This is a genomic window from Cardiobacteriaceae bacterium TAE3-ERU3, from assembly GCA_019218315.1.
GTDB lineage: Bacteria > Pseudomonadota > Gammaproteobacteria > Cardiobacteriales > Cardiobacteriaceae > JAHUUI01.
Genome location: JAHUUI010000005.1, coordinates 112,598 through 135,743 on the forward strand (window position 1 = coordinate 112,598; position 23,146 = coordinate 135,743).

Here is a 23,146-nt window from a genome sequence, read left to right on the forward strand (position 1 = left end):
ATGAATTTTAAAGGCACTTACTTTATGCGTACCTTTTCGCGGAACAACACACATGTACGATCTTCCCCAACAAATTATTAATGGCGTGACGCTTGGCAGCATCTACGCTCTAATCGCCATCGGCTATACGATGGTGTATGGCATTATCGGACTGATCAACTTCGCGCACGGCGAAGTCTATATGATCGGTGCTTACACTGGCATTGTTGCCATAGTCGGCCTACCGATGATCGGGATCACCGCCCTGCCGATTATTCTGATCCTGACTTTTGCCATCGCTATGCTCATCACCAGTGGCTACGGTTACATGATTGAGTCCGTCGCTTATAAGCCATTACGCAACAGTCCGCGCCTCGTACCGCTCATTTCCGCAATCGGTATGTCGATCTTCCTGCAAAACTTTGTCGCTAACGGCCAAAGCAATAAAGACATTGCCCTGCAACCGGTCATGGACCAGCGCTGGGAACTATTCAGTGGCAGCGAAGCCGCCTTCTCCGTCTCAGCACTGCAAATCATCATTATTATCTCGACCCTTGTATCCATGGCCGCACTAAGCCTGTTTATCCAGAATTCCAAAATGGGTAAAGCCTGCCGCGCCTGCGCACAAGACCTCGGGATGGCACGCTTGCTTGGCATTGACGCCAATAAAGTCATCGCCCTGACGTTCGTTATCGGTGCTGCGCTCGCTGCAATTGCCGGCGTACTCGTCGCTCTGTACTACGGCGTCGTTACCCCATATATCGGCTTCATTGCCGGGCTTAAGGCATTTACCGCAGCCGTTCTTGGCGGTATCGGTTCAATTCCTGGCGCCATGCTTGGTGGCTTGATTCTCGGCCTCACTGAAAGCTTTACATCTGCCTACTTATCCAGTGAATACAAAGATGTGGTCGCATTTTCGCTACTGATCCTTGTGTTACTGTTCCGCCCAACCGGAATCCTTGGTAAACCGGAGGTAGAAAAAGTATGATACGCCACACATTAAAACAAGCCGTGGTGATGGGCTTTCTCACCTTCCTCATCACTCTGCCAATTCTTGGCGTCAAAATCCATCAGGACGCCAGCGGCCTCAGCCTCACCGGAACATGGATGCACAGCGTCTATGCGGGGCTGGCAGTATTTATTGCCAACTTGATGCTGCCGGTCATGCGCTTCACCAAGCACATCAATCCACGCTTCCAACCATCGAGCTATCTCGAATCACACCGTGACTGGGTACTCGGTATCCTGATCATCATCGGCTGCCTGATTCCATTTATCGGCTCACGAGCCACCATCGACATTGCAACCTTGGCATTGATTTATGTCTTACTCGGCCTCGGCCTTAACGTCGTGGTCGGCTTTGCCGGGCTGCTTGATCTCGGCTATGTCGGCTTTTATGCCGTTGGCGCATACACCTACGCCCTGCTTTCGACTCACTACGGCATCAGCTTCTGGTGGGTGCTGCCCATTGCCGCTGTACTCGCCGGTATCGTCGGTATCTTACTCGGCTTCCCCGTCCTGCGCTTGCGCGGTGACTACCTCGCCATCGTTACTCTGGGCTTCGGTGAAATCATCCGTATCCTGCTCAACAACCTCGATACCTACACCAACGGCCCGGCCGGCATCAGTTCAATACCGGCACCAAGCCTGTTTGGTATCGTGTTTACCAAACGAGCCAAAGTCGGGGAAATCCCATTCCATGAATGGGCGGGGCTGAAATACAGTTCGGAATACCGCTTAATATTCCTCTACATCATTATTTTTGTCCTTTGCCTGGCAACATTGTGGATCGTCAACCGTCTCCTGCGTATGCCGGTTGGTCGCGCGTGGGAGGCACTGCGTGAAGATGAAATCGCTTGCCGCTCACTCGGCCTAAACCCAACGTTGGTCAAGTTATCAGCCTTCGCCATCGGCGCATTATTTGCCGGTATTGCTGGTGCATTCTTCGCCGCTAAGCAGGGCTTTATCAACCCCGAATCATTTACCTTTATCGAGTCGGCCATCGTCCTCGCCATCGTCGTCCTCGGCGGCATGGGCTCGCAAGTTGGCGTTATTCTCGCCGCCATTGCGCTCACAGCCATCCCCGAACTGGCACGCGAATTTTCTGAATACCGCATGCTGATCTTCGGTGCGGTGATGGTCGTCATGATGATTTGGCGACCACAAGGTCTTATCCCTGCTCAACGTCCAAAAATGGAGCTGCCGGAATGAAATCACTGCTCTCTGTACACGACCTGCGCATGGTCTTCGGCGGCCTCGTTGCGGTAGATGAAGTCACTTTCCACCTTTATCAAGACGAAATCTCTGCCATCATTGGCCCTAACGGCGCCGGAAAAACCACGGTATTTAACTGCATCAGCGGCTTCTATAAGCCCAGCGGCGGCACTATCACCCTCGACGGCGAAGATATCACCGGCAAACCCAGCCACATCGTCGCGCAAAAAGGGCTGACGCGAACCTTCCAGAACATCCGCCTATTCAAAGAAATGACGGTGCTGGAAAATCTGCTGATTGCGCGCCATCAATACGTCAACCGTAGCTATTTTGCCGGTATATTCCGCACCAAAAGCTACCGCGACAGCGAACAGCGCGCCAAGATCCTCGCAGCCGAATGGCTGAGCTTCTTCGGCCTGCGCGAGTACGCTAACCACGAAGCGGGCAATCTCGCCTACGGCCAGCAGCGCCGCCTCGAAATTGCGCGCTGCATGATGACCGAGCCCAAAGTGCTGATTCTCGACGAACCTGCAGCGGGGCTAAACCCCAACGAAACTGCCGAACTCGTCACCCTCATTCGCCGCCTACGCGATGAGCACCGCATCTCCGTGTTGCTGATTGAGCACGACATGAGCCTCGTCATGCCGTTATCCGAACAAATCATGGTGATGGAATACGGCCGCCCAATCGCCATCGGCAGTCCAGACGATATCCGCAACAACCCCGACGTCATCAAAGCCTACCTCGGAGAAGAATAAATGCTGCAAATTACCGACCTGCATACTCACTACGGACAAATTGAGGCACTCAAAGGCGTATCTCTGCACGTTGAACAAGGCGAAATCGTCACACTTATCGGTGCCAATGGTGCAGGAAAATCGACCTTACTCAATACCATCTGCGGCAACCCGCAAGCCTCATCAGGCAGCGTCATCTACGAAGGTGAAGACATCACCCAACAGCCCACGCACCGCATCAGCCAATCGGGCATTGCCCTTGTCCCCGAAGGGCGCCGCATCTTTTCTGGCTTAACCATCGAAGAAAACCTCGAGCTCGGTGGCTTCCACCGCAGCGCCAGTGAAAACAAACAGGGTATAGAACACGCCTACAGCCTATTCCCGCGCCTTGCCGAACGCCGTAAACAACGCGCCGGCACCTTATCCGGCGGCGAACAACAAATGCTCGCCATTGGCCGCGGGCTGATGATGCGCCCACGCCTGCTGCTACTTGATGAACCTTCGCTTGGTCTCGCGCCGCTAATCATCGCGCAGATCTTCAACATCATTGAGGACATCCGCAAAGAAGGTATCACCATCTTTTTGGTCGAGCAAAACGCACACCGCGCCCTACAAATAGCCGACCGTGGCTACGTCCTCGAAATCGGCAAGATCACCATGCACGATACTGGCGCCAACCTGCTCACCTCCGACCGCGTCAAGGCCGCCTATCTAGGAGGCTAAGCCGTTATCATAGACTTAAACAACTGATTTTATTTGAAACAAAATAACACTAGTTAAATAAATGCTAACAGCAATATATAGAGATTATATTTTTTAAGTAGTAGTGTAATGACATATAGCCAATTCATTTTAAAGACAATTGGCTATTGCATTTCGTTCATCACATGAGGGGAGAGCAAGTCATGTCAACTATGAAAGCAACCGTATTTATTGCACCCGGGAAAATCGAGGTACAGGAAAAGCCCATACCTGAAATCGGGCCAAACGATGCACTAATTAAGATCACTACAACCACCATCTGCGGCACAGACATCCATATTCTAAAAGGAGAATACCCCGTAGAAAAAGGCCTGACCATCGGCCATGAGCCTGTCGGGATCATTGAGAAGCTAGGCAAGAATGTCCATGGCTACGAAGAAGGCCAGCGCGTTATTGCAGGCGCGATTTGCCCTAGCTTCAGTTCTTATGCCTGTCAGGACGGCGTCTCATCTCAAGATGGCGGCTACATCATGCCGGATGGCCCTTGCCATGGCTACAAAGCAACTGGCGGCTGGCGCTTCGGCAACATCATCGACGGCACTCAAGCCGAATACGTGCTCGTACCAGACGCACAGGCAAACCTCGCCCCAGTACCTGATGAACTCACTGACGAACAGGTACTGATGTGCCCGGATATTATGTCTACCGGCTTTAAAGGTGCTGAAAATGCCAATATCAAAATTGGCGATACCGTTGCCATTTTTGCTCAAGGCCCTATCGGGCTATGCGCTACAGCAGGGGCAAAGTTGCGCGGCGCGGCTGCAATTATCGCCATTGATGGCAACGACGAACGCTTGGCAATCGCCAAAAAGATGGGTGCAGATATCACCCTGAACTTCACCAAAGTCGACGTGATTGATGAAATCATGAAGCTGACCAATGGTCGTGGTGTCGATGCCAGCATTGAAGCGCTTGGCATGCAAAAGACATTCGAACAAGCGCTGCGTATCCTTAAACCGGGCGGTACATTATCAAGCCTCGGCGTTTATTCAGAAGACCTCAAGATTCCAATCAGCGCATTTGCCGCCGGACTCGGTGACCACAAAATCAACACTGCACTTTGCCCCGGCGGAAAAGAACGCATGCGCCGCCTGATGGCCGTCATTGAGCACGACCGCATCGACCTCACGCCACTGGTCACCCATGAATACAAGCTCGATAACATCGTCGAAGCCTATGACCTATTCATGAACCAGCGCGACGGCGTACTAAAAGTCGCGATCAAACCATAATCAACAAACCAAGCTCATTCAAGCCCTGCTTTTGCAGGGCTTTTGTTTTCCAAAAACATTGCTCACTAATTTAAAATAACGAGCTGTTTACCAAACCGAATCACCATGCTTATTCTTAACGAATTGTTTCCAACCTTTCTTTGGCTTATTCCGTTATTGGTATGCGTCATGGTGCTCAAGCTGGTATTCAGTAGCAGACGCGTTAAAGGCTGGATAGGTGAAAAAGTCGTTGCTACTTCATTTCAACTGCACCTCAATCCCGAGGAATATCAGGTAATCAATGATGTCACGTTACCGACGCATAATGGCGGTACGACGCAAATAGACCACATCATCACTTCACGCTACGGCATCTTCGTCGTTGAAACCAAAAATATGAAAGGCTGGATATTTGGTGATACAAAGCAAGCGAAATGGACGCAAATCCACTACAAACAAAAACACCAATTCATGAATCCGCTACGACAAAACTACAAGCACACCAAAACGCTCGCCGACCTGCTCAATATCAATCACGAATACTGCATACCCGTTGTCATTTTCATCGGTGATGCAATATTTAAAACCCCCATGCCGGATAACGTAGTTAGTGACGGCGGCAGCCTCGCTAACTATATTCGGCGCCATCAGCAAACCCGGTTTAGTGAAGCCGAAGTATTGAGCATGACAGACACCATCAAAAATAACTGTCTCATGCAGAACAGAGCGACCAAGCAGGCCCATATTAACCACATCAAAACATTACACACCCAAGCACAAAAACAGCCTACACCGTCCTGCCCGCACTGCGGCAGCAATATGAAACTACGCACCGCCCACAAAGGCGCACACAGTGGCAAACAGTTTTGGGGCTGCGAACATTTTCCCAAATGCCACGGCACTAAAGCCTATATTCAGGGGCGCTAATAACCAAGCTATTAAGACTATCTAAATAACCTTAGCTTGATATCCTTACTTACCGCTTCAACTTCGCAAATGCATCAGCCATTGCGGTATTCGGCTGTGGTTTGCTGTCGCGTTTGTTGGATTTATGCTGGTTGCGTGACGGGTTGTTGTCTTGTCGTTTGGCGCTGCTGTGGTCACTGCCGGATTGTCCGCCGTCTTTGCGCATCGACAGGCTGATGCGTTTGCGCTTGGGATCAACTTCAAGCACGCGCACCTTAACCACATCACCGGCTTTAACCACCTCACGCGGATCACTGACGTAGCGATCCGCTAGTTGCGAAATATGCACCAGTCCGTCCTGATGCACGCCGATATCGACGAATGCTCCAAAATTGGCGACATTACTGACCACGCCTTCGAGCACCATGCCCACTTCAAGGTCGCTGACTTCATTCACGCCCTCGGCAAAGCTCGCGGTTTTGAATTCACCACGCGGATCACGGCCCGGCTTTTCCAGCTCGCTGATGATGTCGCGGATGGTCGGCAAGCCAAATTGTTCGGTGATGAAGTCTTGCGGCTTGATACGCGCAATCGCCTCACGGTTGCCAATCAGTTCACCAGTAGACAAGCCCAGCGCTTCGCTCATTTTCTTGACCACACCATACGCTTCAGGGTGTACCGCGGAAGCATCCAGCGGCTCTTTACCGCCATTGACGCGCAAGAATCCCGCCGCCTGCTCGTAGGTTTTCGCGCCCAAGCGCGGTACTTTGAGCAAGGTCTTGCGGCTGTTGAATGCGCCATGTTCATCGCGAAATGCAACAATATTTGCCGCCAAAGTTGCATGCAAACCGGCAATGCGTGCCAGCAATGCCGGTGATGCCGTATTCACATCAACCCCGACCGCATTCACGCAATCCTCAACCACGCCGTCGAGACTGTGCGCCAGTGCATTCTGGTCAACATCGTGTTGATACTGACCGACACCAATCGACTTCGGATCAATTTTGACCAGTTCTGCGAGCGGATCTTGCAAGCGCCGCGCAATCGATACCGCACCGCGCAACGACACATCCAAATCCGGCAACTCCTGCGACGCCAGTTCCGACGCGGAATATACCGACGCACCTGCTTCACTCACCACCAGCTTGTGCACTTCCATATCCTGCTTGCGGCATTCGGCGACCAGTTCCGCAGCAAGCTGATCGGTTTCGCGGCTCGCGGTGCCATTGCCAATCGCAACCAGGCGCACATTGTGCTGCTTGATCAGCTTGAATAAGGTATGCAAACTACCCTGCCAATCCTTGCGAGGCACATGCGGGTAAATCGTATCCGTCGCGGCGACTTTGCCGGTATCGTCAACCACCGCCACTTTGACCCCAGTACGCAAACCGGGATCAAGCCCCAAGGTCGGCAAACGCCCTGCTGGTGCAGCAAGTAACAAGTCTTTTACGTTACTGGCGAATACAGAAATGGCGTCTTCATCCGCCTGTTGCTTGAGGCGGGAAAACGCATCGGTTGATAGTGAAATAAGCAACTTGGCGCGCCATGCAAGTCGCACGCAATCGCGCAACCAGCAGCATTTCTCGCCAATGCCGAAATGCTCCACTATAATCAGCTCGTATTCACTCGGCACACTGCTTGGCAATTCCTCGGCCTGCGCCTGCAAGCTGACATTGAGCACGCCTTCATTGCGCCCACGGAACAGCGCCAACGCCCGGTGCCCCGGTACTTTAGCAATTGGCTCAGCGTAGTCAAAATAATCCTTAAACTTCTCACCTGCCTCGGCCTGCCCTTCGACCACCTGCGACACCACCACACCTTCACGCCACAATTTCTCGCGCAAGCGTGCCAACAAGGCCGCATCCTCGCCTAATTGCTCGATGACAATCGCGCGTGCACCATCAAGCGCCGCTTGCGCATCAGCTACACCCTTATCGGCGTCGACATAATCAGCAGCCAAATCAAGTGGCTCGGCTGGCTGCGTATCCATAATTGCTTCAGCCAATGGTGCCAACCCAGCCTCACGCGCAATCTGCGCCTTGGTACGGCGCTTGGGCTTATATGGTAGATAAAGGTCTTCAAGTGTGGTCTTATTATCCGCCGCCTCAATCGCTGCACGCAGCTCATCATTCAGCTTGCCTTGTTCATCAATGGATTTCAGGATGGTCTCGCGGCGCTCGTTTAGCGAGCGTAAATAGCCCAGCTGGTCGTGCAAATTGCGCAACTGGGTATCGTCCAACCCGCCGGTCACCTCTTTACGATAACGGGCAATAAACGGCACCGTCGCACCATCGTCGAGCAGCGCAATCACCGCCTCGACCTGCTTCGGCTGCACATTCAACGTCGTCGCAATCTGGCGAATAATATCCATAATCCCTCACAATCTATATAATCTGAATAAGCACACAGTTTACCAATCACATACAAACATGCTTGCAAAATATATCTTTGTCAGGATTATGTAACTCCTATAAGATACCTGATGTCCACAGACATAACGGACATAAGAATAACCACCTCACTATTTTTCAGGGAATTATCATGTCAAAAAAATTACTCTTTTCTATTCCGGTATTCATTACTACACTAGCCCTGACAGGTTGCGGAGGTGGCGGTGCAGATATTAGCCACACTGAAATGATAAAGTCAGAAAACAATAAAAAATTTGAAGAAAAACTTGGTGAATCTATTAATAAGAATAATGCTCTAACGCCAGATGAATATCAGGAAGAAGCAAGACGCCTCAAAGACAATACGTTAACAATAACTAACTCCTCCAATTCTGATAGTCTCGAAGCAACTTTAATCGAGAACAATCACACCTTGATGAAATACAAAAATAACGAACTATATCTATCTTTTAGCACCCTTCCTGCAGGGTTAAGTACAAAAAAGATCCACTTTATAGGAAATGACCTTCAAGATACTGGTAATTTATACAGTTATCAGCTCCCTTTTTCACTCGCCTCCATATATCGAAACTACGATAAGGGAACCAGCATTCACTATGTTCTCGGATCACCTACCCGATTAAGTGAAACACCCTCAACAGGGAAAGCACAATATAAAGGTTTTGCTTCGGATGGAAGAGAAAGTGGTGAATTAATATATGATATTGATTTTTCAACAAGAAAAGGATCAGGAATAATTTCGGGCTTATCTCACTATGGTGAAATAACCCTGCACGAAGCTTCCTTAAAACAAGCCCCTTTTGGGCTTAATAATGATTCTATACAAAGTATGACAATTGCTGATGCTTCAGTAAGCTCAAAAAAACAAGATTTTGACTCTGGGCCACTCCAGAACTATGGTTTAATTTTGTACGGTCCTAAAGCCAGTGAATTGGCTGGTAGTATCAATAGTTTCTCCATTGAACACGTTATCGTTTTTAATGGAGAAAGAGGCGATATTCAAGAATAGTAACTATTAACAAATGCAAAAAGCGTCTAAATTTTAGACGCTTTTTTCTGTTTTAATGCACCATGCAAGAACTCTCTTTCCGCAAATACCCGTCCACTGCTTCGCTGCAATGCTTTGAAGCATCTGCACGGCATCTGAGCTTTACCAAGGCAGCGCGGGAATTGCACATGACGCAAAGCGCGGTGAGCAAGCAAGTCGCCCAACTTGAGAATTTGCTGCAAACACAGCTGTTCCACCGCAGTCGCCAGCGCCTCCACCTCTCTCCGGCTGGCAAGATTTTTCTCAAAGAAGCAGAGGCGATTCTTGCACGGATTGAACTTGCTGTACTCAATATGCTCGCACACGGCAGCGAGGCCGAGCCGCTACACATCGCTTGCCACCCGACTTTGTGCGCACGCTGGCTAGTGCCGCTACTTAAGGGATTCAGTCGCGCACATCCGCACATCCATCTCGATATTTGCGACCAGATTGGTACGCTGGTCGCGGAAAATCGCACTGTCGATATGGCATTTCTATACGGCGACGGTGTGTGGCCAGAAATGGAATGTATCAAATTATTTGACGAGCACTGCGTCGCGGTCTGTGCGCCGTCGTTAATCGACGCACCGCTGGCCAATGTCGAAGCACTTGCTGATTACACACTACTACAATCGCGCTCACGCCCGCGCGCATGGCGCGATTATTTTGCCTTGCAACTGGTCCAGCAAAGCCACACCTTCACTGGTCCACGCTTTGATACCTTTTACGCCTGCATTCAGGCCGCAGAAACTGGCTGTGGTATCGCATTGGTGCCGCAGCTTCTCGTGCAAGACGAGCTCGATAGTGGCAAATTAATCATGCCGTGGCCGTATGTACTGCACAGCAGCGGTGCGTATTACATGCTCTATGCCACCGCACTCGCCGATACGCCAAAAGTCGCGGCGATGCTCGCCTGGGTACAAAAGCACCTTCATGATTAGAAAAAAGCTCAAAAAATCCTACTTTAGGAAAATAAAGAATAACTAGACGATAAATATTCGTTTGCTTCATGCTTCACTCTCGGCTTCAATAACCATTCCGTGACTAACATAAAGAGAATAAACATGAGCCAGTGGATCAACCCAGACGACATCCGCGCAGACTTTTCCGCCGCGATGTCAAAAATGTACCAGCAAGAAGTACCACTCTACGGTGACTTGATGGATTTGGTTGCAGACGTTAATACAGCAACCCTTAAAGCTCATCCTGAGCTACAACACCAGCTTGAGCAGACTGGCGAAATTGAGCGCCTTGATATGGAACGCCACGGTGCTATCCGCGTTGGTAAGCCTGAAGAGTTAGCAACCATTCGCCGCGTATTTGCGGTAATGGGTATGCAACCAGTTGGTTATTACGATCTTGCCCCAGCGGGCGTCCCAGTGCATTCCACCGCATTTCGCGCCACCGATGCAAAATCGCTAAACCGTAGCCCATTCCGCGTATTTACCTCTTTATTACGCTTGGAACTGATTGACGACCCTGCCCTGCGCCAGCAAGCCGAGGAAACTCTTGCCAAGCGCAACATTTTCACCGACGGTGCAATCGCCCTGACCGAACAATGCGAGCGCGACGGCGGCCTGAACGAAACAGACGCCAAGCGCTTCGTGGAAGAAGTGCTGGAAACTTTCCGGTGGCACACCGAATCACCGGTATCACGTGAGCTCTACCAAGCCTTGCACGACCAACACCGCCTGATTGCAGACGTCGTCGCATTCAAAGGCCCACATATTAACCACCTCACGCCGCGCACCCTCGACATCGACGCTGTACAGGCTGGCATGAGCAGCCGCGGCATCACGCCCAAAGCGGTCATCGAAGGCCCACCACGCCGCAACTGCCCAATCTTGCTGCGCCAGACCAGCTTTAAAGCACTTGAAGAGAGCGTTACCTTTACCGGCAGCGGCCAACCCGAAACTGGCCACCACACTGCGCGCTTTGGCGAAATCGAGCAGCGAGGCGTCGCCCTCACCCCCAAAGGCCGTGGGCTATATGACCGCTTGCTAAACGAAGCACGTGGCCAACTTGGCGGCGCACCAAACGAAGCGAATGCCGATCGCTACATGCAATTACTCGAAGCATCTTTTAGTGACTTCCCTGATGATTACGCTACCTTGCGCAGCGAAGAATTGGCCTATTTCCACTACTTCGTCACTGAGCAAGGCAAAGCCCGCAATTACGATAAAACCTTAACCGAAGCCGACCTCGATACTCTGCTCACCGCTGGCGACATCAGCATAGAACCAATTGTGTACGAAGACTTCCTGCCCGTATCTGCGGCCGGTATCTTCCAATCTAACCTCGGCGAAGGTGGCGCCAAAGAATACAACGGCACATCCAACCGCGATTTATTCGAGCGCGACCTCGGCGCGTCGGTACAGGACGAACTCGAACTGTACGCGACCACTGAACGGCAATCCATCGCCACCTGCCTCGCCGCACTCAACCAAAACTAATCAACCCATAAAAGGAATACACATGATTCAGGATTTACTGCAAAAACTCGGTGTTGCCAAAGATGCTTACCAAAACGGCAGCCTCGCCGTACACAGCCCGATTGACGGCAGCGAATTGGCTAAAGTCAGCGAACACCAAGCCAGCGATGTCGACGGCATTATCAACAACGCTCAGCAAGCGTTCAAGCAGTGGCGCAACGTACCAGCCCCGCGCCGTGGCGAATTAGTTCGTCTGCTCGGTGAAGAGCTGCGCGCGCACAAAGCTGAACTCGGCGCACTGGTATCGTGGGAAGCAGGCAAAATCGAACAGGAAGGCCTCGGTGAAGTACAGGAAATGATTGATATCTGCGACTTTGCCGTCGGTCTGTCGCGTCAGCTTTACGGCCTGACCATTGCATCGGAACGCCCCGGCCACCACATGCGCGAAACGTGGCACCCGCTTGGCGTCGTCGGTATCATCTCGGCGTTTAACTTCCCTGTCGCGGTGTGGTCGTGGAACAGCGCACTGGCACTGGTGTGCGGCAACAGCTGTATCTGGAAGCCATCGGAAAAAACCCCGTTGACCGCACTCGCTTGCCAAGCCCTGTTCGACAAAGCAGTCGCCAAATTCGGCGACGACGCACCGGCCAACCTCTCGCAACTGCTGATTGGCGACGCCAAAGTCGGCGATGCACTGGTCACCGATGAGCGTGTACCATTGGTCAGCGCCACCGGCAGCACGCGCATGGGCCGCATCGTTGCACCGAAAGTCGCCGAACGCTTCGGCAAGTGCATCCTCGAACTCGGCGGCAACAACGCCATGATTCTTACCCCAAGTGCCGACCTTGACCTCGCCATCCGTGGCATCCTGTTCTCGGCGGTTGGCACAGCCGGTCAGCGTTGCACCACCCTGCGCCGCCTGTTCGTGCATGAATCGATCAAGGACGACGTCCTCACCAAGCTGAAAAAAGCCTACTCAACCGTCTCCATCGGCCATCCGCTCGAAGGCAACCTCGTCGGCCCGCTGATTGATGAAGCCATCTTCAACGACATGCAAGCCATCCTCGACAAAGCCAAAGCCTCTGGCGGCATCGTCACTGGCGGCGAGCGCGTCTTGCAGGACAAATTCCCCGATGCGTACTACGTTCAGCCAGCCATCGTTGAAATGAACGAGCAAAACGACGTGGTCAAGACCGAAACCTTCGCGCCAATCCTCTACGTCATGAGCTACAGCGACTTCGAGGACGCGATTGAACTGCAAAACGACGTCCCGCAAGGCCTGTCGTCCTGCACCTTCACCAACGACATCCGCGAAGCCGAACTGTTCCTCAGCGACCGTGGCAGCGACTGCGGCATTGCCAACATCAACATCGGCACCAGTGGTGCAGAAATCGGCGGCGCATTCGGCGGTGAAAAAGAAACCGGCGGTGGCCGTGAATCTGGCTCGGATGCATGGAAAGCGTACATGCGCCGCCAGACCAACACCATCAACTACTCGCGCGAACTACCACTCGCCCAAGGTATCAACTTCGGCGACTAAACCAGACAAGCCCGCGTTTATCGCGGGCTTTATCGCCACAAATACTTGCTGGTACTTATAGTCAAATAACACAATAAATGAGGGTGCATACCATGTCCGAACTAAATAACCCAGCGGCCATCTACGATAAAGAGCCCAATCACCTGCCGGAAAGTAATAATTTTCTACTCGACATTGCCCCACTGGTGCTCACCACCATTATTATGGCGATACAGTTCTTCTACTATAAAGACTTCACTCCACACATTCCTCTCGCCTGCGGCATCCTGATTACCGGCCTGTTCGTGCGCTTCCGCCACGGCAAATGGATGAACATGGAAAACCACATGTATAAAGTGGTTAAAATCGGCCTGCCAGCGAGTATGATACTACTCAGCGTCGGCATGCTGATTGCCTCGTGGATACTCGCCGGCACCGTCCCGACCATCCTCTATTACGGCTTCGGCTGGTTCTCGCCGAGCACCTTCCTGTTCTCGGTGTGTATCCTCTGCGCTATCATCTCGGTCGCCACCGGCACCTCATGGGGCACCGTCGGTACAGTCGGCCTCGCCATGATGGGTATTGGTGAAGGTCTCGGCATTCCAGCCGCGTATACTGGCGGCGCCGTCGTATCCGGCGCGTTCTTCGGCGACAAAATGTCACCGCTATCAGACACCACCAACCTCACCCCTGCCGCGGCCGAAATCGACCTCTGGGACCACATCAAAGGCTTGCTGCCGACCACCGTACCGGCAATGGTCATCGCTCTCGGCATTTACTGGTACATGGGTATGCAATACGGCGGCGACGGCGTCGACACCAGCCGCGTCGACCTGCTGCGCCAAACCATGATGGATAACCACACTATCTCGTGGATCACCCTGTTGCCCGCGGTCATCGTCATTGGTGCTGCGATTATGAAACTGCCCGCATTGCCAACCATCCTTGCAGGTGTCGTCACCGCCTGTTTAATCGCCGTATTCATGCAAGGCATCAGTCTGCACCCGATCTTCGACATGCTCATGAATGGCTACAAATCCACCACCGGCGTCGAAATCGTCGACAAACTGCTGTCCAAAGGCGGTGTCATGTCGATGACGTGGGTCACTGCATTGACCCTGTTTGCCCTGTCATTTGTTGGCTGTATCGAATACTACGGCACCCTGCGCTCAATCATGGCCAAACTTAACAAAGTCATCCACAGCCGCTTTGGCCTCGTCAGCGCCAGCTACGGCGGCGTCATCGGTGCAGGTACTATTACTGGCGACGTCTACACCACGCTCGTCCTCTCTGGCCGCCTGATGAAAGACAAATACATCGAACTCGGCTACCGTCGTACCATCCTCACCCGCTCAATCGAGGATTGCGGCACCCTGCTTTCGCCGCTGATTCCGTGGAACATGGGTGGTAGCTTCGTCGCGGCCACTCTCGGCATCGCCACCATCACCTATGCACCGTGGGCATTCGCCTGCTGGATATCGCCACTCATCGGCCTCGTCTGGGCGGCTACCGGCCTATTCATGCCACGCGAACCCGTCCTAGCCGACCCCAACCCGAAAAAGCCAGCACACTGGGAGGGCTTATAATATGCTCAAAGACGCAATACTGTGGCACACTCAGGTTGCCACCCCTATTGCACACCTCGCACTCGACGCCGACCTGCGCAGCGATGTCTGCATCATCGGCGGCGGCTATACTGGCCTATCTGCCGCCATCCACCTCGCCGAAGCCGGCAAAAACGTCACCCTGCTCGAAGCCCACGCCATTGGCGCGGGCGGCTCGGGGCGCAACGTTGGCCTCGTCAACGCAGGCACATGGGCGCAGCCCGACGACCTCAATCAACAGCTCGGCGAAGCAGCCGGTGAAAAACTCACCTCCGCGCTCGGCCAAGCGCCCAAACTCGTCTGGGACACCATTGACCGCCTCAATATCACCGCTCACGACAGCCGTAGCGGCAACCTGCACATGGCGCACAACGACAGTGCCGAAGCCGACATAGACGCACGCCACGCACAACTCACCCGCCGTGGTGCAGACGTCGAAATCCTCACCGGCAGCCGCTGCCACGAGTATTGCGGTACTACCACCATCAACAAAGCCCTGCTCGACAAACGCGCAGGCACGATTAACCCCTACGCCTACGTCACCGGCCTCGCGCAAGCCGCGACCCGCCTCGGCGTACGCATATGCGAGCACAGCCCCGTCACCGGCATCGAAAAAAGCGGTGAGCGCTGGCTGGTACGCACCGACAGCAACAGCGTTGACGCCGAAAAAGTCATCATCGCCAGCAACGCCTACACCGAAGGCGAATGGACCGACATCCTCAAAACCATCTACTTCGTCAACTACTTCCAAATCGCCTCGCCGCCACTCGAAGGCGAAGCCAATGAACGCATCCTGCCACACCGCAACGGCTCGTGGGACACCCGCCTCGCGCTATCGAGCATCCGCCGCGACAGCGAAGACCGCCTGCTGCTCGGCACAGTCGGCCTCGCAGACGGCAAACAATGGCTCTACCGCGCATGGGCAGACCGCATGGCCAAGCACTACTTCCCCGACCTCGGCAACATCGACTGGGACTACCGCTGGTGCGGCCGCTTCGGCTTCACCCCCGACCACATCATGCGCATCTTCGAGCCCGCCACAGGCATCCTCGCCGCCACCGGCTACAACGGCCGTGGTATCACCACCGGCACCCTGTTCGGCAAAGCCTTTGCCAACTACCTCATCGACGACGACCGCGACGCCTTGCCCATTCCCTTCCGCACCGTCGCCGACAGCAGCCTGAACTGGCGCAAAACCCGCGCCATCAACTACGACGCCGGTATCGCGCTCTACCACGCCGGACAATGCCTGCGCATCATCACGTAAATGAAAATGCCTTGGCCGTATGTTATGTTGATAACTTAATCCAACCGCAGGAATCATTATGAAATTCTTTGACGCCGAACAAACCGCAGCAGCACTCACTTATCCAGAGCTGATTGACGCCCTGCGCCGCTATTTCAGCACCGATATTGAAGCACCACTGCGCCACGTGCACACCATGCCTAATAAAGACGAACACGATCCAATGCTACTACTCAAGCCTGCATGGGCAAAAGACGGCGAATTTGGCGGCACCAAGCTACTCACCTTCACCCCGGACAACGGACAACGCAACCTGCCCGCGATTGACGGCGCATACGTTCTATTCTCGCGGGAAGATGGTCGTCTGCTAGCGCTGATGGACGCCAAGCCAATGACTGCCAAGCGCACCGCCGCTGCATCCGCGCTTGCTGCTGATTACCTCGCACGCAAAGACGCCAAAGTCCATCTGGTAATTGGCAGTGGCGCAGTCGGCAGTGAGTTACCCCACGCTCACCGCGCAGTACGCGACATCGAGCGCACCCTAATTTGGAGCCGTGACGAACAAGGCGCAAAAAAACTGGTTGAGAAACTCAATCAGCAAGGCCTTAAAGCTGAGCATTGTGCTGACCTCGAAGCAGGTGTGCGCGAAGCCGACATCATCAGCAGCGCGACGCCTTCTTCCGAACCGCTGATTTTTGGCAAATGGCTACAGCCCGGTCAGCACGTTGACCTGATTGGCAGCTTCCGCGAAGACATGCGCGAAGCCGATAACGAAGCTGTTTCGCGTGCAGAAGTATTCATTGACTGCGACGCAGCGCCCGAAGAAAGCGGCGACCTCATCCAGCCGATCAAAAGCGGTGTATTAAAAGAAGACGACATCCGTGGCGATCTTGTTGCCCTGTGCGCGGGCAAAGCCAAGCGCGAGAGCAACGACGCCATCACCCTGTTTAAAAGCGTCGGCACCGCACTGGAAGACCTCGCAGCAGCTGAAGTCGTTTACAAGCACTACAGCTAAATCAAGTCGCGCGTGAGTAAGCAGGTCAATATCATCGGCGGCGGCATCATTGGCTTGACCACCGCCGCCGCATTAATCGAGCGCGGTCATCGCGTCACGCTGATTGAAGCGCGGGCAAATATTGGCGATGGCACCAGCCATGCCAATAACGCCCTGCTCACCACCAGCTTTGCCACCCCGTTATCCGCACCTGGCACCCCGCACCAATTCCTGCAATGGCTACGCGCTGATCCAGCAATTTCGCCAAGCCGTGTCGATTGGCGCATTTTGCCTCGCAACAGCAAATGGGGCTTTGACTTCCTGCGCGCCTGCCGCGCAACCCCGTACCGCAACACCACCCGCACCACGCTTGAAATGGCACGGCACAGCCTCGACCTGCTGCACGACCTCGGTGAGCGCTACAATCTCGACTACGACCAACGTGGCGGCGGTTGCCTGAAAATCTTTCGCGACCCGCAACAACTCGCTGCCTTTGCCAGCCAGCAACGCTTGCTCGATGAATTGGGCGTAGCCAGCAAATGGCTCGACCATGACGCACTGCTCGCACAAGAACCAGCTCTCGCGCACAGCAAGGAACAGTGGCTCGGCGGCTGGTATTTCCCCGAAGACCGCATCGGCGACTGCCATGCTTTCATCCAGGCACTGCACAGCGTGCTTGCTGAACGCGGCTTGCATACGGTCACTGACGAACCCGTGACCGCCCTGCTGGGCAATCATCAGCACGTCCACGGCGTACGCAGCGAAAACAACGAATACCCTGCCGATGCCACGATCCTGTGCACCGCCTTCGTACCCGACTTCGCCCGCCGCGACATTGCCTTTGAGGTGTGTCCGGTCAAAGGCTATTCCTTCACTTACGACGCATCGGCATTGCCGCCCGAAGCCATGCCGACTGCCACCGTGTTTGACGACGTCGATCACATCGGCGTCGTACGGATTGGTACACGCCTGCGTGTGGCCGGACGTGCCGACCTCGTCGGCCACAACCTCACCCTTGATCCCGCTTCGCAACAGCAAATCCGCAATGGCCTGCAACGCCTCTTCCCTACCCTGACCGGCTTGCCCGAACTGGAAAACTGGTGCGGACTGCGCCCGATGGCGGCCCGCGGCTTACCGTTTATCGGTGCGGGTAAACGCAGCGGCCTTTATGCCAATCTCGGCCACGGCCACCTCGGCTGGACGCTTGCCTGCGCCAGCGCAAAAACCCTCTGCCAACAACTCACGTAGTATTGCTACGCCATCATTTGCAGCGCAATCTCATGATGTACAATAACCCGCTTGTTTTAACGACCACACCAAGGATTGCCCATGTCAGCATGGACCGTCAGTAAAGCCCGCGAACTCTACGAAAAGCCATTTATGGATTTGCTCTTTGAAGCGCAGCAAATTCATCGCCAGCACCATGACCCGAATGCAGTGCAAATCAGCACCCTGCTTTCGATCAAGACGGGTGCTTGCCCTGAGGACTGCAAATACTGCCCACAAAGTGCGCGCTACAAGACCGGCGTACAGCGCGAAGCCTTGATGAAAGTCGAAGAAATTGTCGCCGCTGCCAAAAATGCCAAAGCACAAGGTGCAACGCGCTTCTGCATGGGTGCGGCATGGCGCGACCCGAAAGAAAAAGACATGCCTTATTTGCAGGAAATCATCCGCCAAGTCAAAGGGCTGGGCATGGAAACCTGCATGACCCTCGGTATGCTCAATGAGGACAAAGCGAACAAACTCGCCGAAGCGGGGCTTGATTACTACAACCACAACCTCGACACCTCGCGCCGCTACTACTCGGAAATCATCAGTACGCGCAGCTACGACGACCGCCTAGACACACTGGAAAACGTGCGCAACGCAGGCATGAAAATCTGCTCGGGCGGCATACTCGGCATGGGTGAAGAGCAGGATGACCAACTCGCCATGCTGGTCGAACTCGCCAACCTGCGCCAACCGCCGGAATCGGTACCGATTAACCAGCTGGTGCGCGTCCCCGGTACACCACTGGCCAAACTCGACGACCTCGATCCGTTCGATTTCATTCGCATTATTGCTGTCGCACGTATCATGATGCCAAAATCATCAGTACGCCTCTCTGCCGGTCGTGAATTGATGAACGAACAGATGCAGGCGTTGTGCTTTATGGCCGGTGCCAACTCGATTTTCTACGGCTGCAAGTTGCTCACCACGTCCAACCCCGAAGAAAATGCCGACAAAAAGCTGTTTGCCAAACTCGGCATCAACCGCCATCAGGCTGGCTTTGCCGAGCCCGTCGAAATTGACGAACCGGCACCCGCAGCCGCACCGGTTGGCATGTATTTCCCAGAAAAGAAAACCGCTGACGCTTCTTCATAAAGCGACGCGAATACAATCATGACACCTAAATCCACTACCGACATCATCCTTTATACAGTGATGCTTTTTGTTGGTGTGTGGATTATCGACTGGATATTCACAACGCTTTTTGGCGGCGAAAGCACGTCGTTGGTTGCAATAGCCATAGGCGTAATATTCGTTCGTTTTACGCAGTCATATTTCGGTAAAAAATTAAATCAGAATAACCACCCCGATTTGCACGAAAACGAACAGTTCGAATACGCAACACCAGCAAATCTGTCCAGTGTTGGCGGAAAACTGTTTCTCACTAACCAGCAGCTGATGTTTAAAGCGCATAAATTCAACTTGCAGAAAAAAAAGCACATCAGTATCCCGTACAGCGACATTGTCAGTATTAACGCTTCCGGCACACTGAACCGACTGCTGAACAAAATCAATATCACTGACAAAAGTGGCCACACCTACCGCTTTATCATCACAAGTGGCGAGCGTGACAAATTCATCACGCTATTACACGCTAAAGCACCATAATCCGTGGACTTAAAAGAGCATTTCAATTGGGCGTTGATCGATGAACTCGGTCAACGTCTGCAAGCTTCTGACCCTGATTTTGATCGCGGGCAATTCAAAGCCAACGTCACCCCCGATCTGCTCATGCTGGAAATGAAGGCACGCTTGCACATTATTTCCACGGCCTTGTTTACCAGCATGGATAAGCCTTACGCGCAAGCCGTACCGCTGCTGCTGACTGCATTGGACGACGGTTCACATGGTCTCGGCGAATTACGCGGCTTTCCGGTGTGGGTGATTGCCGATATTGTCGAGCGTTACGGCCTCAACCAACCCAAATTGTCACTGCAAGCCATCCACAAAATCACCCAACACTTCACCGGTGAATTTGCCATTCGCCCCTACCTTGAGCAGCATCCGCAATACACCCTCGAAACATTACACGCGTGGACGGATGATCCATATGCCGACGTACGCAGGCTGGTCAGTGAAGGCATTCGCCCAAGATTACCGTGGGGCACACGAATCAAGCGCCTGATCCAAGACCCAAGCGAGATTTTCCCGCTGCTGGACAAACTTTATGACGACGACAGTGAATACGTGCGCCGTTCAGTCGCCAATAACCTCAACGACATCAGTAAAGACCATCCCGAACTGGTCATCGCACGCCTGAAATCATGGCAAAAGCAAAGCCCACCATCACCGCACCTCGACTGGATCATCCGCCATGCTTGTCGTAGCCTGATTCGTGCCGGTCATCCTGATGCATTGGCGCTGCAAGGCTATGCTCCCGCAACTGCTGTTATCGTCAACGAATTCACAGTGCAGCCTGAGCAAGTTATTTTGGGCGAATCATTTACCGTCAACCTTACCCTTGATGCTGACCAGGACTCTGCACTACTGATTGACCTGATTTTGCACTCACCAAGCGCGAGCAACAAAGCGCGCAAACGGGTACTGAAATGGTGCCGCCGCGACGTTCCGGCTGGCAACCGCGTTACCCTGAGCAAATCATGGCCACTCAAAAGCACCACAACCCGCCAGGAATATCCCGGTGAATACCGCATTGAACTGATGATTAACGGGCGGATACTTGCCAGCACAACTTTTGCTGCTATTTCAGGCGAGATATAAAGCAAGATAATCTGCAATAATGCTCGCTCAATACTAATAAGGTACGACCATGCAACCACAAACCGTGCTCGACTTCTGGTTCAAAGACATCGACAAGAGCCTGTGGTTCAGGAAAGACGATGAATTTGACGCGACCATCCGCGAACGCTTCGGTGCGCTGACCGAAAGTGCACACGCGGGCGAACTTTATGTTTGGCGTGGCGACATTTACGGCCGCCTGGCTGAAATCATCGTTTTGGATCAATTTTCGCGCAATATCTGGCGCGACGATGCGCGCGCTTTTGCCAGCGACAGTATGGCACTGGTTTTGGCACAAGAAGCAATCAAGCAGCCAGACTATGACAAGCTTGATACTGACCAGCGCAGTTTTTTACTGATGCCTTACATGCACTCGGAATCTGCGGCCATCCACGAGCAAGCAATGCAACTGTTTGCGACACTTGACGCACCTTCTACCTACGCATTCGAACAAAAGCACAAAGCCATCATCGACCGCTTCGGGCGCTATCCGCACCGCAACGGTATTTTAAATCGCAGCTCGACGCCTGAGGAAATCGAGTTTCTCAAGCAACCCGGGTCAGGCTTCTGAGACCTAATAAAAACCCCCGTGAAAGCGCTGGGCTTTCACGGGGGTTTCTAAAAACATAGCCAAGTGATTTTAAAGGTGCTTGGCTATATGATTAGCTGGATTTTTGCTCGCTGATCCGGCGCAAACACACATTGGCAAATTCAAACAAGCCCCACTTGCCGAGTTCACGGCCGTAACCGGAGCGCTTGATGCCGCCAAATGGCAAATCCGGCTGGGTGCTGGAAAATTCATTGACTGCAATCATGCCAGCGTTGAGCTGATCGGCGACTTTGGTCGCGCGCGCAACGTCCGCTCCCCACACTGAAGCTGAAAGGCCGAAGTCGGTGTCGTTGGCGATTTCGATGGCATGCGCATCGTCTTTCGCTTTGTAGATCATCACCGCTGGGCCAAACAACTCGTTACAGGCAAGGTCGCTGCCTTCGGGAATATCGGTCAGCACAGCCGGGCTCATGAATGCGCCGGCTCGGTCAAGCTTTTCGCCGCCACAATGCAGGGTTGCGCCGTCTTTAACCGCTTTTTGAATGCGCTCGACCACTTCATCACGCGCACCGACTGAAGAGAGTGGCCCCATTTTGGTTTCAGGGTCGTCGTAAGTGCCCACTTTGGTGTTCTTGGTAAATTCGACCGCATGCTTGACGAACTCGTCGTATAGGCTTTCGAGCACGATGATGCGCTTGTTCGAGGTGCACACTTGCCCTGAATTGCTGAGGCGGTTGCGTACCGCAGCTTTGGCCACACCGGCGACGTCATCAGTATCGAGCACGACCATCGGGTCATTGCCGCCGAGTTCGAGTACCGATTTTTTGATGTGCTTGGCTGCCTGCGCGGCAACGGCTGTACCCGCGCGCTCGGAACCGGTCAGTGACACGCCTTTAATGCGCTTGTCGGCGATGATGCTTTCCACATCCTCTACTTCAACAAATACAGACTGGAAAGCATGCTGCAACAAACCTGCATCGGTCAGAATTTGCTCACAAGCCATGCTCGATTCAGGGCAAATTTGTGCGTGCTTGAGCAGGATGGTGTTGCCGAGCAACAGGTTTGGTGCCGCAAAGCGTGCGACCTGATAGTACGGATAATTCCACGGCATGATGCCGAGCAATGCGCCAATTGGGCGGTACTCGACGAATGACTTGTCCGCCCCATGCAGTGGCAATGATTCATTCTCAAGCAGTTCTGGGCCTTTTTCCGCATACCAACGGTAAATATCGGCAACCAACTTGATTTCGCCAATCGCAGCCTTGAGCGGCTTGCCCATTTCGCGACCGATGATGTGCGCAAGTTCTTCGGCGCGTTCGTCGTATAGGTCACCGGCTTTTTTCAATACCGCTGCACGCTCGGCAATGCTTTGCTTGTTCAGCTCGACGTAAGCGGCTTCAGCCTGCTCAATAGCGCGCTCAATTTCAGCGCTGTTCAGTGACGGATAGACCTCACCCTTTTCACCGGTATTGGGATTCTTGACTTGATAAGTACTCATACGCTCTCTCCAATTAAACGGCTGAACTGTGCGGCAGCCTCGCATTCG

The 23,146-nt window shown here is 53.4% G+C and carries 20 protein-coding genes; 18 read left to right on the forward strand and 2 right to left on the reverse strand.

Annotated elements, in window-relative coordinates:
- Positions 1-52: 52 nt before the first annotated feature.
- The 6 genes from livH to KRX19_10125 all read left to right on the forward strand — a co-directional run bounded on the left by livH (position 53) and on the right by KRX19_10125 (position 5,830).
- Positions 53-967, forward strand: a complete 915-nt coding sequence (gene livH, locus KRX19_10100) for a high-affinity branched-chain amino acid ABC transporter permease LivH (protein ID MBV7435377.1) — start codon at positions 53-55, stop codon at positions 965-967.
- The gene (livM, locus tag KRX19_10105; GenBank protein MBV7435378.1) at positions 964-2,190 is read left to right on the forward strand and encodes a high-affinity branched-chain amino acid ABC transporter permease LivM; all 1,227 of its coding nucleotides are present in this window, start codon (positions 964-966) and stop codon (positions 2,188-2,190) included. The genes livH and livM overlap by 4 nt, the downstream gene beginning before the upstream one ends.
- A complete protein-coding gene (livG, locus tag KRX19_10110; protein MBV7435379.1) occupies positions 2,187-2,951 on the forward strand; it encodes a high-affinity branched-chain amino acid ABC transporter ATP-binding protein LivG in 765 nt (254 codons plus the stop codon). The genes livM and livG overlap by 4 nt, the downstream gene beginning before the upstream one ends.
- Entirely contained in the window at positions 2,952-3,653 is a 702-nt protein-coding gene (locus KRX19_10115) for an ABC transporter ATP-binding protein (protein MBV7435380.1), read from the forward strand.
- A gap of 182 nt (positions 3,654-3,835) precedes the next feature.
- Positions 3,836-4,924, forward strand: a complete 1,089-nt coding sequence (locus KRX19_10120; protein MBV7435381.1) for an NAD(P)-dependent alcohol dehydrogenase — start codon at positions 3,836-3,838, stop codon at positions 4,922-4,924.
- A gap of 450 nt (positions 4,925-5,374) precedes the next feature.
- A complete protein-coding gene (locus KRX19_10125; GenBank protein MBV7435382.1) occupies positions 5,375-5,830 on the forward strand; it encodes a topoisomerase DNA-binding C4 zinc finger domain-containing protein in 456 nt (151 codons plus the stop codon).
- 49 nt (positions 5,831-5,879) lie between these two features.
- Here the strand turns inward: KRX19_10125 and KRX19_10130 are convergent, their stop codons facing one another.
- Complete coding sequence (locus tag KRX19_10130) at positions 5,880-8,180, reverse strand: RNA-binding transcriptional accessory protein (GenBank protein MBV7435383.1); 2,301 nt, start codon at positions 8,178-8,180, stop codon at positions 5,880-5,882.
- A 170-nt stretch (positions 8,181-8,350) separates the two neighbouring features.
- On the opposite strand from KRX19_10130, the gene KRX19_10135 reads away from it, so the two are divergent.
- From KRX19_10135 to KRX19_10190, 12 genes are all read left to right on the forward strand, one after another.
- On the forward strand, positions 8,351-9,229 hold the full coding sequence (locus KRX19_10135) for a hypothetical protein (protein MBV7435384.1): 879 nt from the start codon (positions 8,351-8,353) through the stop codon (positions 9,227-9,229).
- Between the two features lie 62 nt (positions 9,230-9,291).
- Positions 9,292-10,188, forward strand: coding sequence for a LysR family transcriptional regulator (locus tag KRX19_10140; GenBank protein MBV7435385.1), 897 nt, complete (start codon positions 9,292-9,294; stop codon positions 10,186-10,188).
- Positions 10,189-10,311: 123 nt separating this feature from the next.
- Positions 10,312-11,700, forward strand: a complete 1,389-nt coding sequence (locus KRX19_10145) for a VOC family protein (GenBank protein ID MBV7435386.1) — start codon at positions 10,312-10,314, stop codon at positions 11,698-11,700.
- Positions 11,701-11,722: 22 nt separating this feature from the next.
- Positions 11,723-13,219, forward strand: coding sequence for an aldehyde dehydrogenase family protein (locus KRX19_10150; GenBank protein ID MBV7435387.1), 1,497 nt, complete (start codon positions 11,723-11,725; stop codon positions 13,217-13,219).
- Positions 13,220-13,311: 92 nt separating this feature from the next.
- Complete coding sequence (gene nhaC / locus KRX19_10155; protein MBV7435388.1) at positions 13,312-14,784, forward strand: Na+/H+ antiporter NhaC; 1,473 nt, start codon at positions 13,312-13,314, stop codon at positions 14,782-14,784.
- Position 14,785: 1 nt separating this feature from the next.
- On the forward strand, positions 14,786-16,069 hold the full coding sequence (locus KRX19_10160) for an FAD-binding oxidoreductase (protein MBV7435389.1): 1,284 nt from the start codon (positions 14,786-14,788) through the stop codon (positions 16,067-16,069).
- A gap of 58 nt (positions 16,070-16,127) precedes the next feature.
- Positions 16,128-17,063, forward strand: coding sequence for an ornithine cyclodeaminase family protein (locus tag KRX19_10165; protein ID MBV7435390.1), 936 nt, complete (start codon positions 16,128-16,130; stop codon positions 17,061-17,063).
- 12 nt (positions 17,064-17,075) lie between these two features.
- The gene (locus KRX19_10170; GenBank protein MBV7435391.1) at positions 17,076-18,290 is read left to right on the forward strand and encodes an FAD-dependent oxidoreductase; all 1,215 of its coding nucleotides are present in this window, start codon (positions 17,076-17,078) and stop codon (positions 18,288-18,290) included.
- Between the two features lie 81 nt (positions 18,291-18,371).
- On the forward strand, positions 18,372-19,406 hold the full coding sequence (gene bioB, locus KRX19_10175; protein ID MBV7435392.1) for a biotin synthase BioB: 1,035 nt from the start codon (positions 18,372-18,374) through the stop codon (positions 19,404-19,406).
- An 18-nt stretch (positions 19,407-19,424) separates the two neighbouring features.
- On the forward strand, positions 19,425-19,919 hold the full coding sequence (locus tag KRX19_10180; protein MBV7435393.1) for a PH domain-containing protein: 495 nt from the start codon (positions 19,425-19,427) through the stop codon (positions 19,917-19,919).
- Positions 19,920-19,922: 3 nt separating this feature from the next.
- A complete protein-coding gene (locus KRX19_10185) occupies positions 19,923-21,032 on the forward strand; it encodes a hypothetical protein (protein MBV7435394.1) in 1,110 nt (369 codons plus the stop codon).
- Between the two features lie 49 nt (positions 21,033-21,081).
- Positions 21,082-21,621 (forward strand): DUF924 domain-containing protein, encoded by a 540-nt coding sequence (locus tag KRX19_10190; protein MBV7435395.1) that lies wholly within the window; start codon positions 21,082-21,084, stop codon positions 21,619-21,621.
- Between the two features lie 91 nt (positions 21,622-21,712).
- Here KRX19_10190 and KRX19_10195 read toward each other — a convergent pair whose 3' ends face one another.
- Positions 21,713-23,098 (reverse strand): NAD-dependent succinate-semialdehyde dehydrogenase, encoded by a 1,386-nt coding sequence (locus KRX19_10195; GenBank protein MBV7435396.1) that lies wholly within the window; start codon positions 23,096-23,098, stop codon positions 21,713-21,715.
- Between the last annotated feature and the right edge of the window lie 48 nt (positions 23,099-23,146).

What these genes read in the sequence shown, in the direction of transcription:
- livH (MBV7435377.1), top strand. Translation starts at nt 53, where the DNA reads ATGTACGATCTTCCCCAACAAATTATTAATGGCGTGACGCTTGGCAGC.
- livM (MBV7435378.1), top strand. Translation starts at nt 964, where the DNA reads ATGATACGCCACACATTAAAACAAGCCGTGGTGATGGGCTTTCTCACC.
- livG (MBV7435379.1), top strand. Translation starts at nt 2,187, where the DNA reads ATGAAATCACTGCTCTCTGTACACGACCTGCGCATGGTCTTCGGCGGC.
- KRX19_10115 (MBV7435380.1), top strand. Translation starts at nt 2,952, where the DNA reads ATGCTGCAAATTACCGACCTGCATACTCACTACGGACAAATTGAGGCA.
- KRX19_10120 (MBV7435381.1), top strand. Translation starts at nt 3,836, where the DNA reads ATGTCAACTATGAAAGCAACCGTATTTATTGCACCCGGGAAAATCGAG.
- KRX19_10125 (MBV7435382.1), top strand. Translation starts at nt 5,375, where the DNA reads ATGAATCCGCTACGACAAAACTACAAGCACACCAAAACGCTCGCCGAC.
- KRX19_10130 (MBV7435383.1), bottom strand. Translation starts at nt 8,180, where the DNA reads ATGGATATTATTCGCCAGATTGCGACGACGTTGAATGTGCAGCCGAAG.
- KRX19_10135 (MBV7435384.1), top strand. Translation starts at nt 8,351, where the DNA reads ATGTCAAAAAAATTACTCTTTTCTATTCCGGTATTCATTACTACACTA.
- KRX19_10140 (MBV7435385.1), top strand. Translation starts at nt 9,292, where the DNA reads ATGCAAGAACTCTCTTTCCGCAAATACCCGTCCACTGCTTCGCTGCAA.
- KRX19_10145 (MBV7435386.1), top strand. Translation starts at nt 10,312, where the DNA reads ATGAGCCAGTGGATCAACCCAGACGACATCCGCGCAGACTTTTCCGCC.
- KRX19_10150 (MBV7435387.1), top strand. Translation starts at nt 11,723, where the DNA reads ATGATTCAGGATTTACTGCAAAAACTCGGTGTTGCCAAAGATGCTTAC.
- nhaC (MBV7435388.1), top strand. Translation starts at nt 13,312, where the DNA reads ATGTCCGAACTAAATAACCCAGCGGCCATCTACGATAAAGAGCCCAAT.
- KRX19_10160 (MBV7435389.1), top strand. Translation starts at nt 14,786, where the DNA reads ATGCTCAAAGACGCAATACTGTGGCACACTCAGGTTGCCACCCCTATT.
- KRX19_10165 (MBV7435390.1), top strand. Translation starts at nt 16,128, where the DNA reads ATGAAATTCTTTGACGCCGAACAAACCGCAGCAGCACTCACTTATCCA.
- bioB (MBV7435392.1), top strand. Translation starts at nt 18,372, where the DNA reads ATGTCAGCATGGACCGTCAGTAAAGCCCGCGAACTCTACGAAAAGCCA.
- KRX19_10180 (MBV7435393.1), top strand. Translation starts at nt 19,425, where the DNA reads ATGACACCTAAATCCACTACCGACATCATCCTTTATACAGTGATGCTT.
- KRX19_10190 (MBV7435395.1), top strand. Translation starts at nt 21,082, where the DNA reads ATGCAACCACAAACCGTGCTCGACTTCTGGTTCAAAGACATCGACAAG.
- KRX19_10195 (MBV7435396.1), bottom strand. Translation starts at nt 23,098, where the DNA reads ATGAGTACTTATCAAGTCAAGAATCCCAATACCGGTGAAAAGGGTGAG.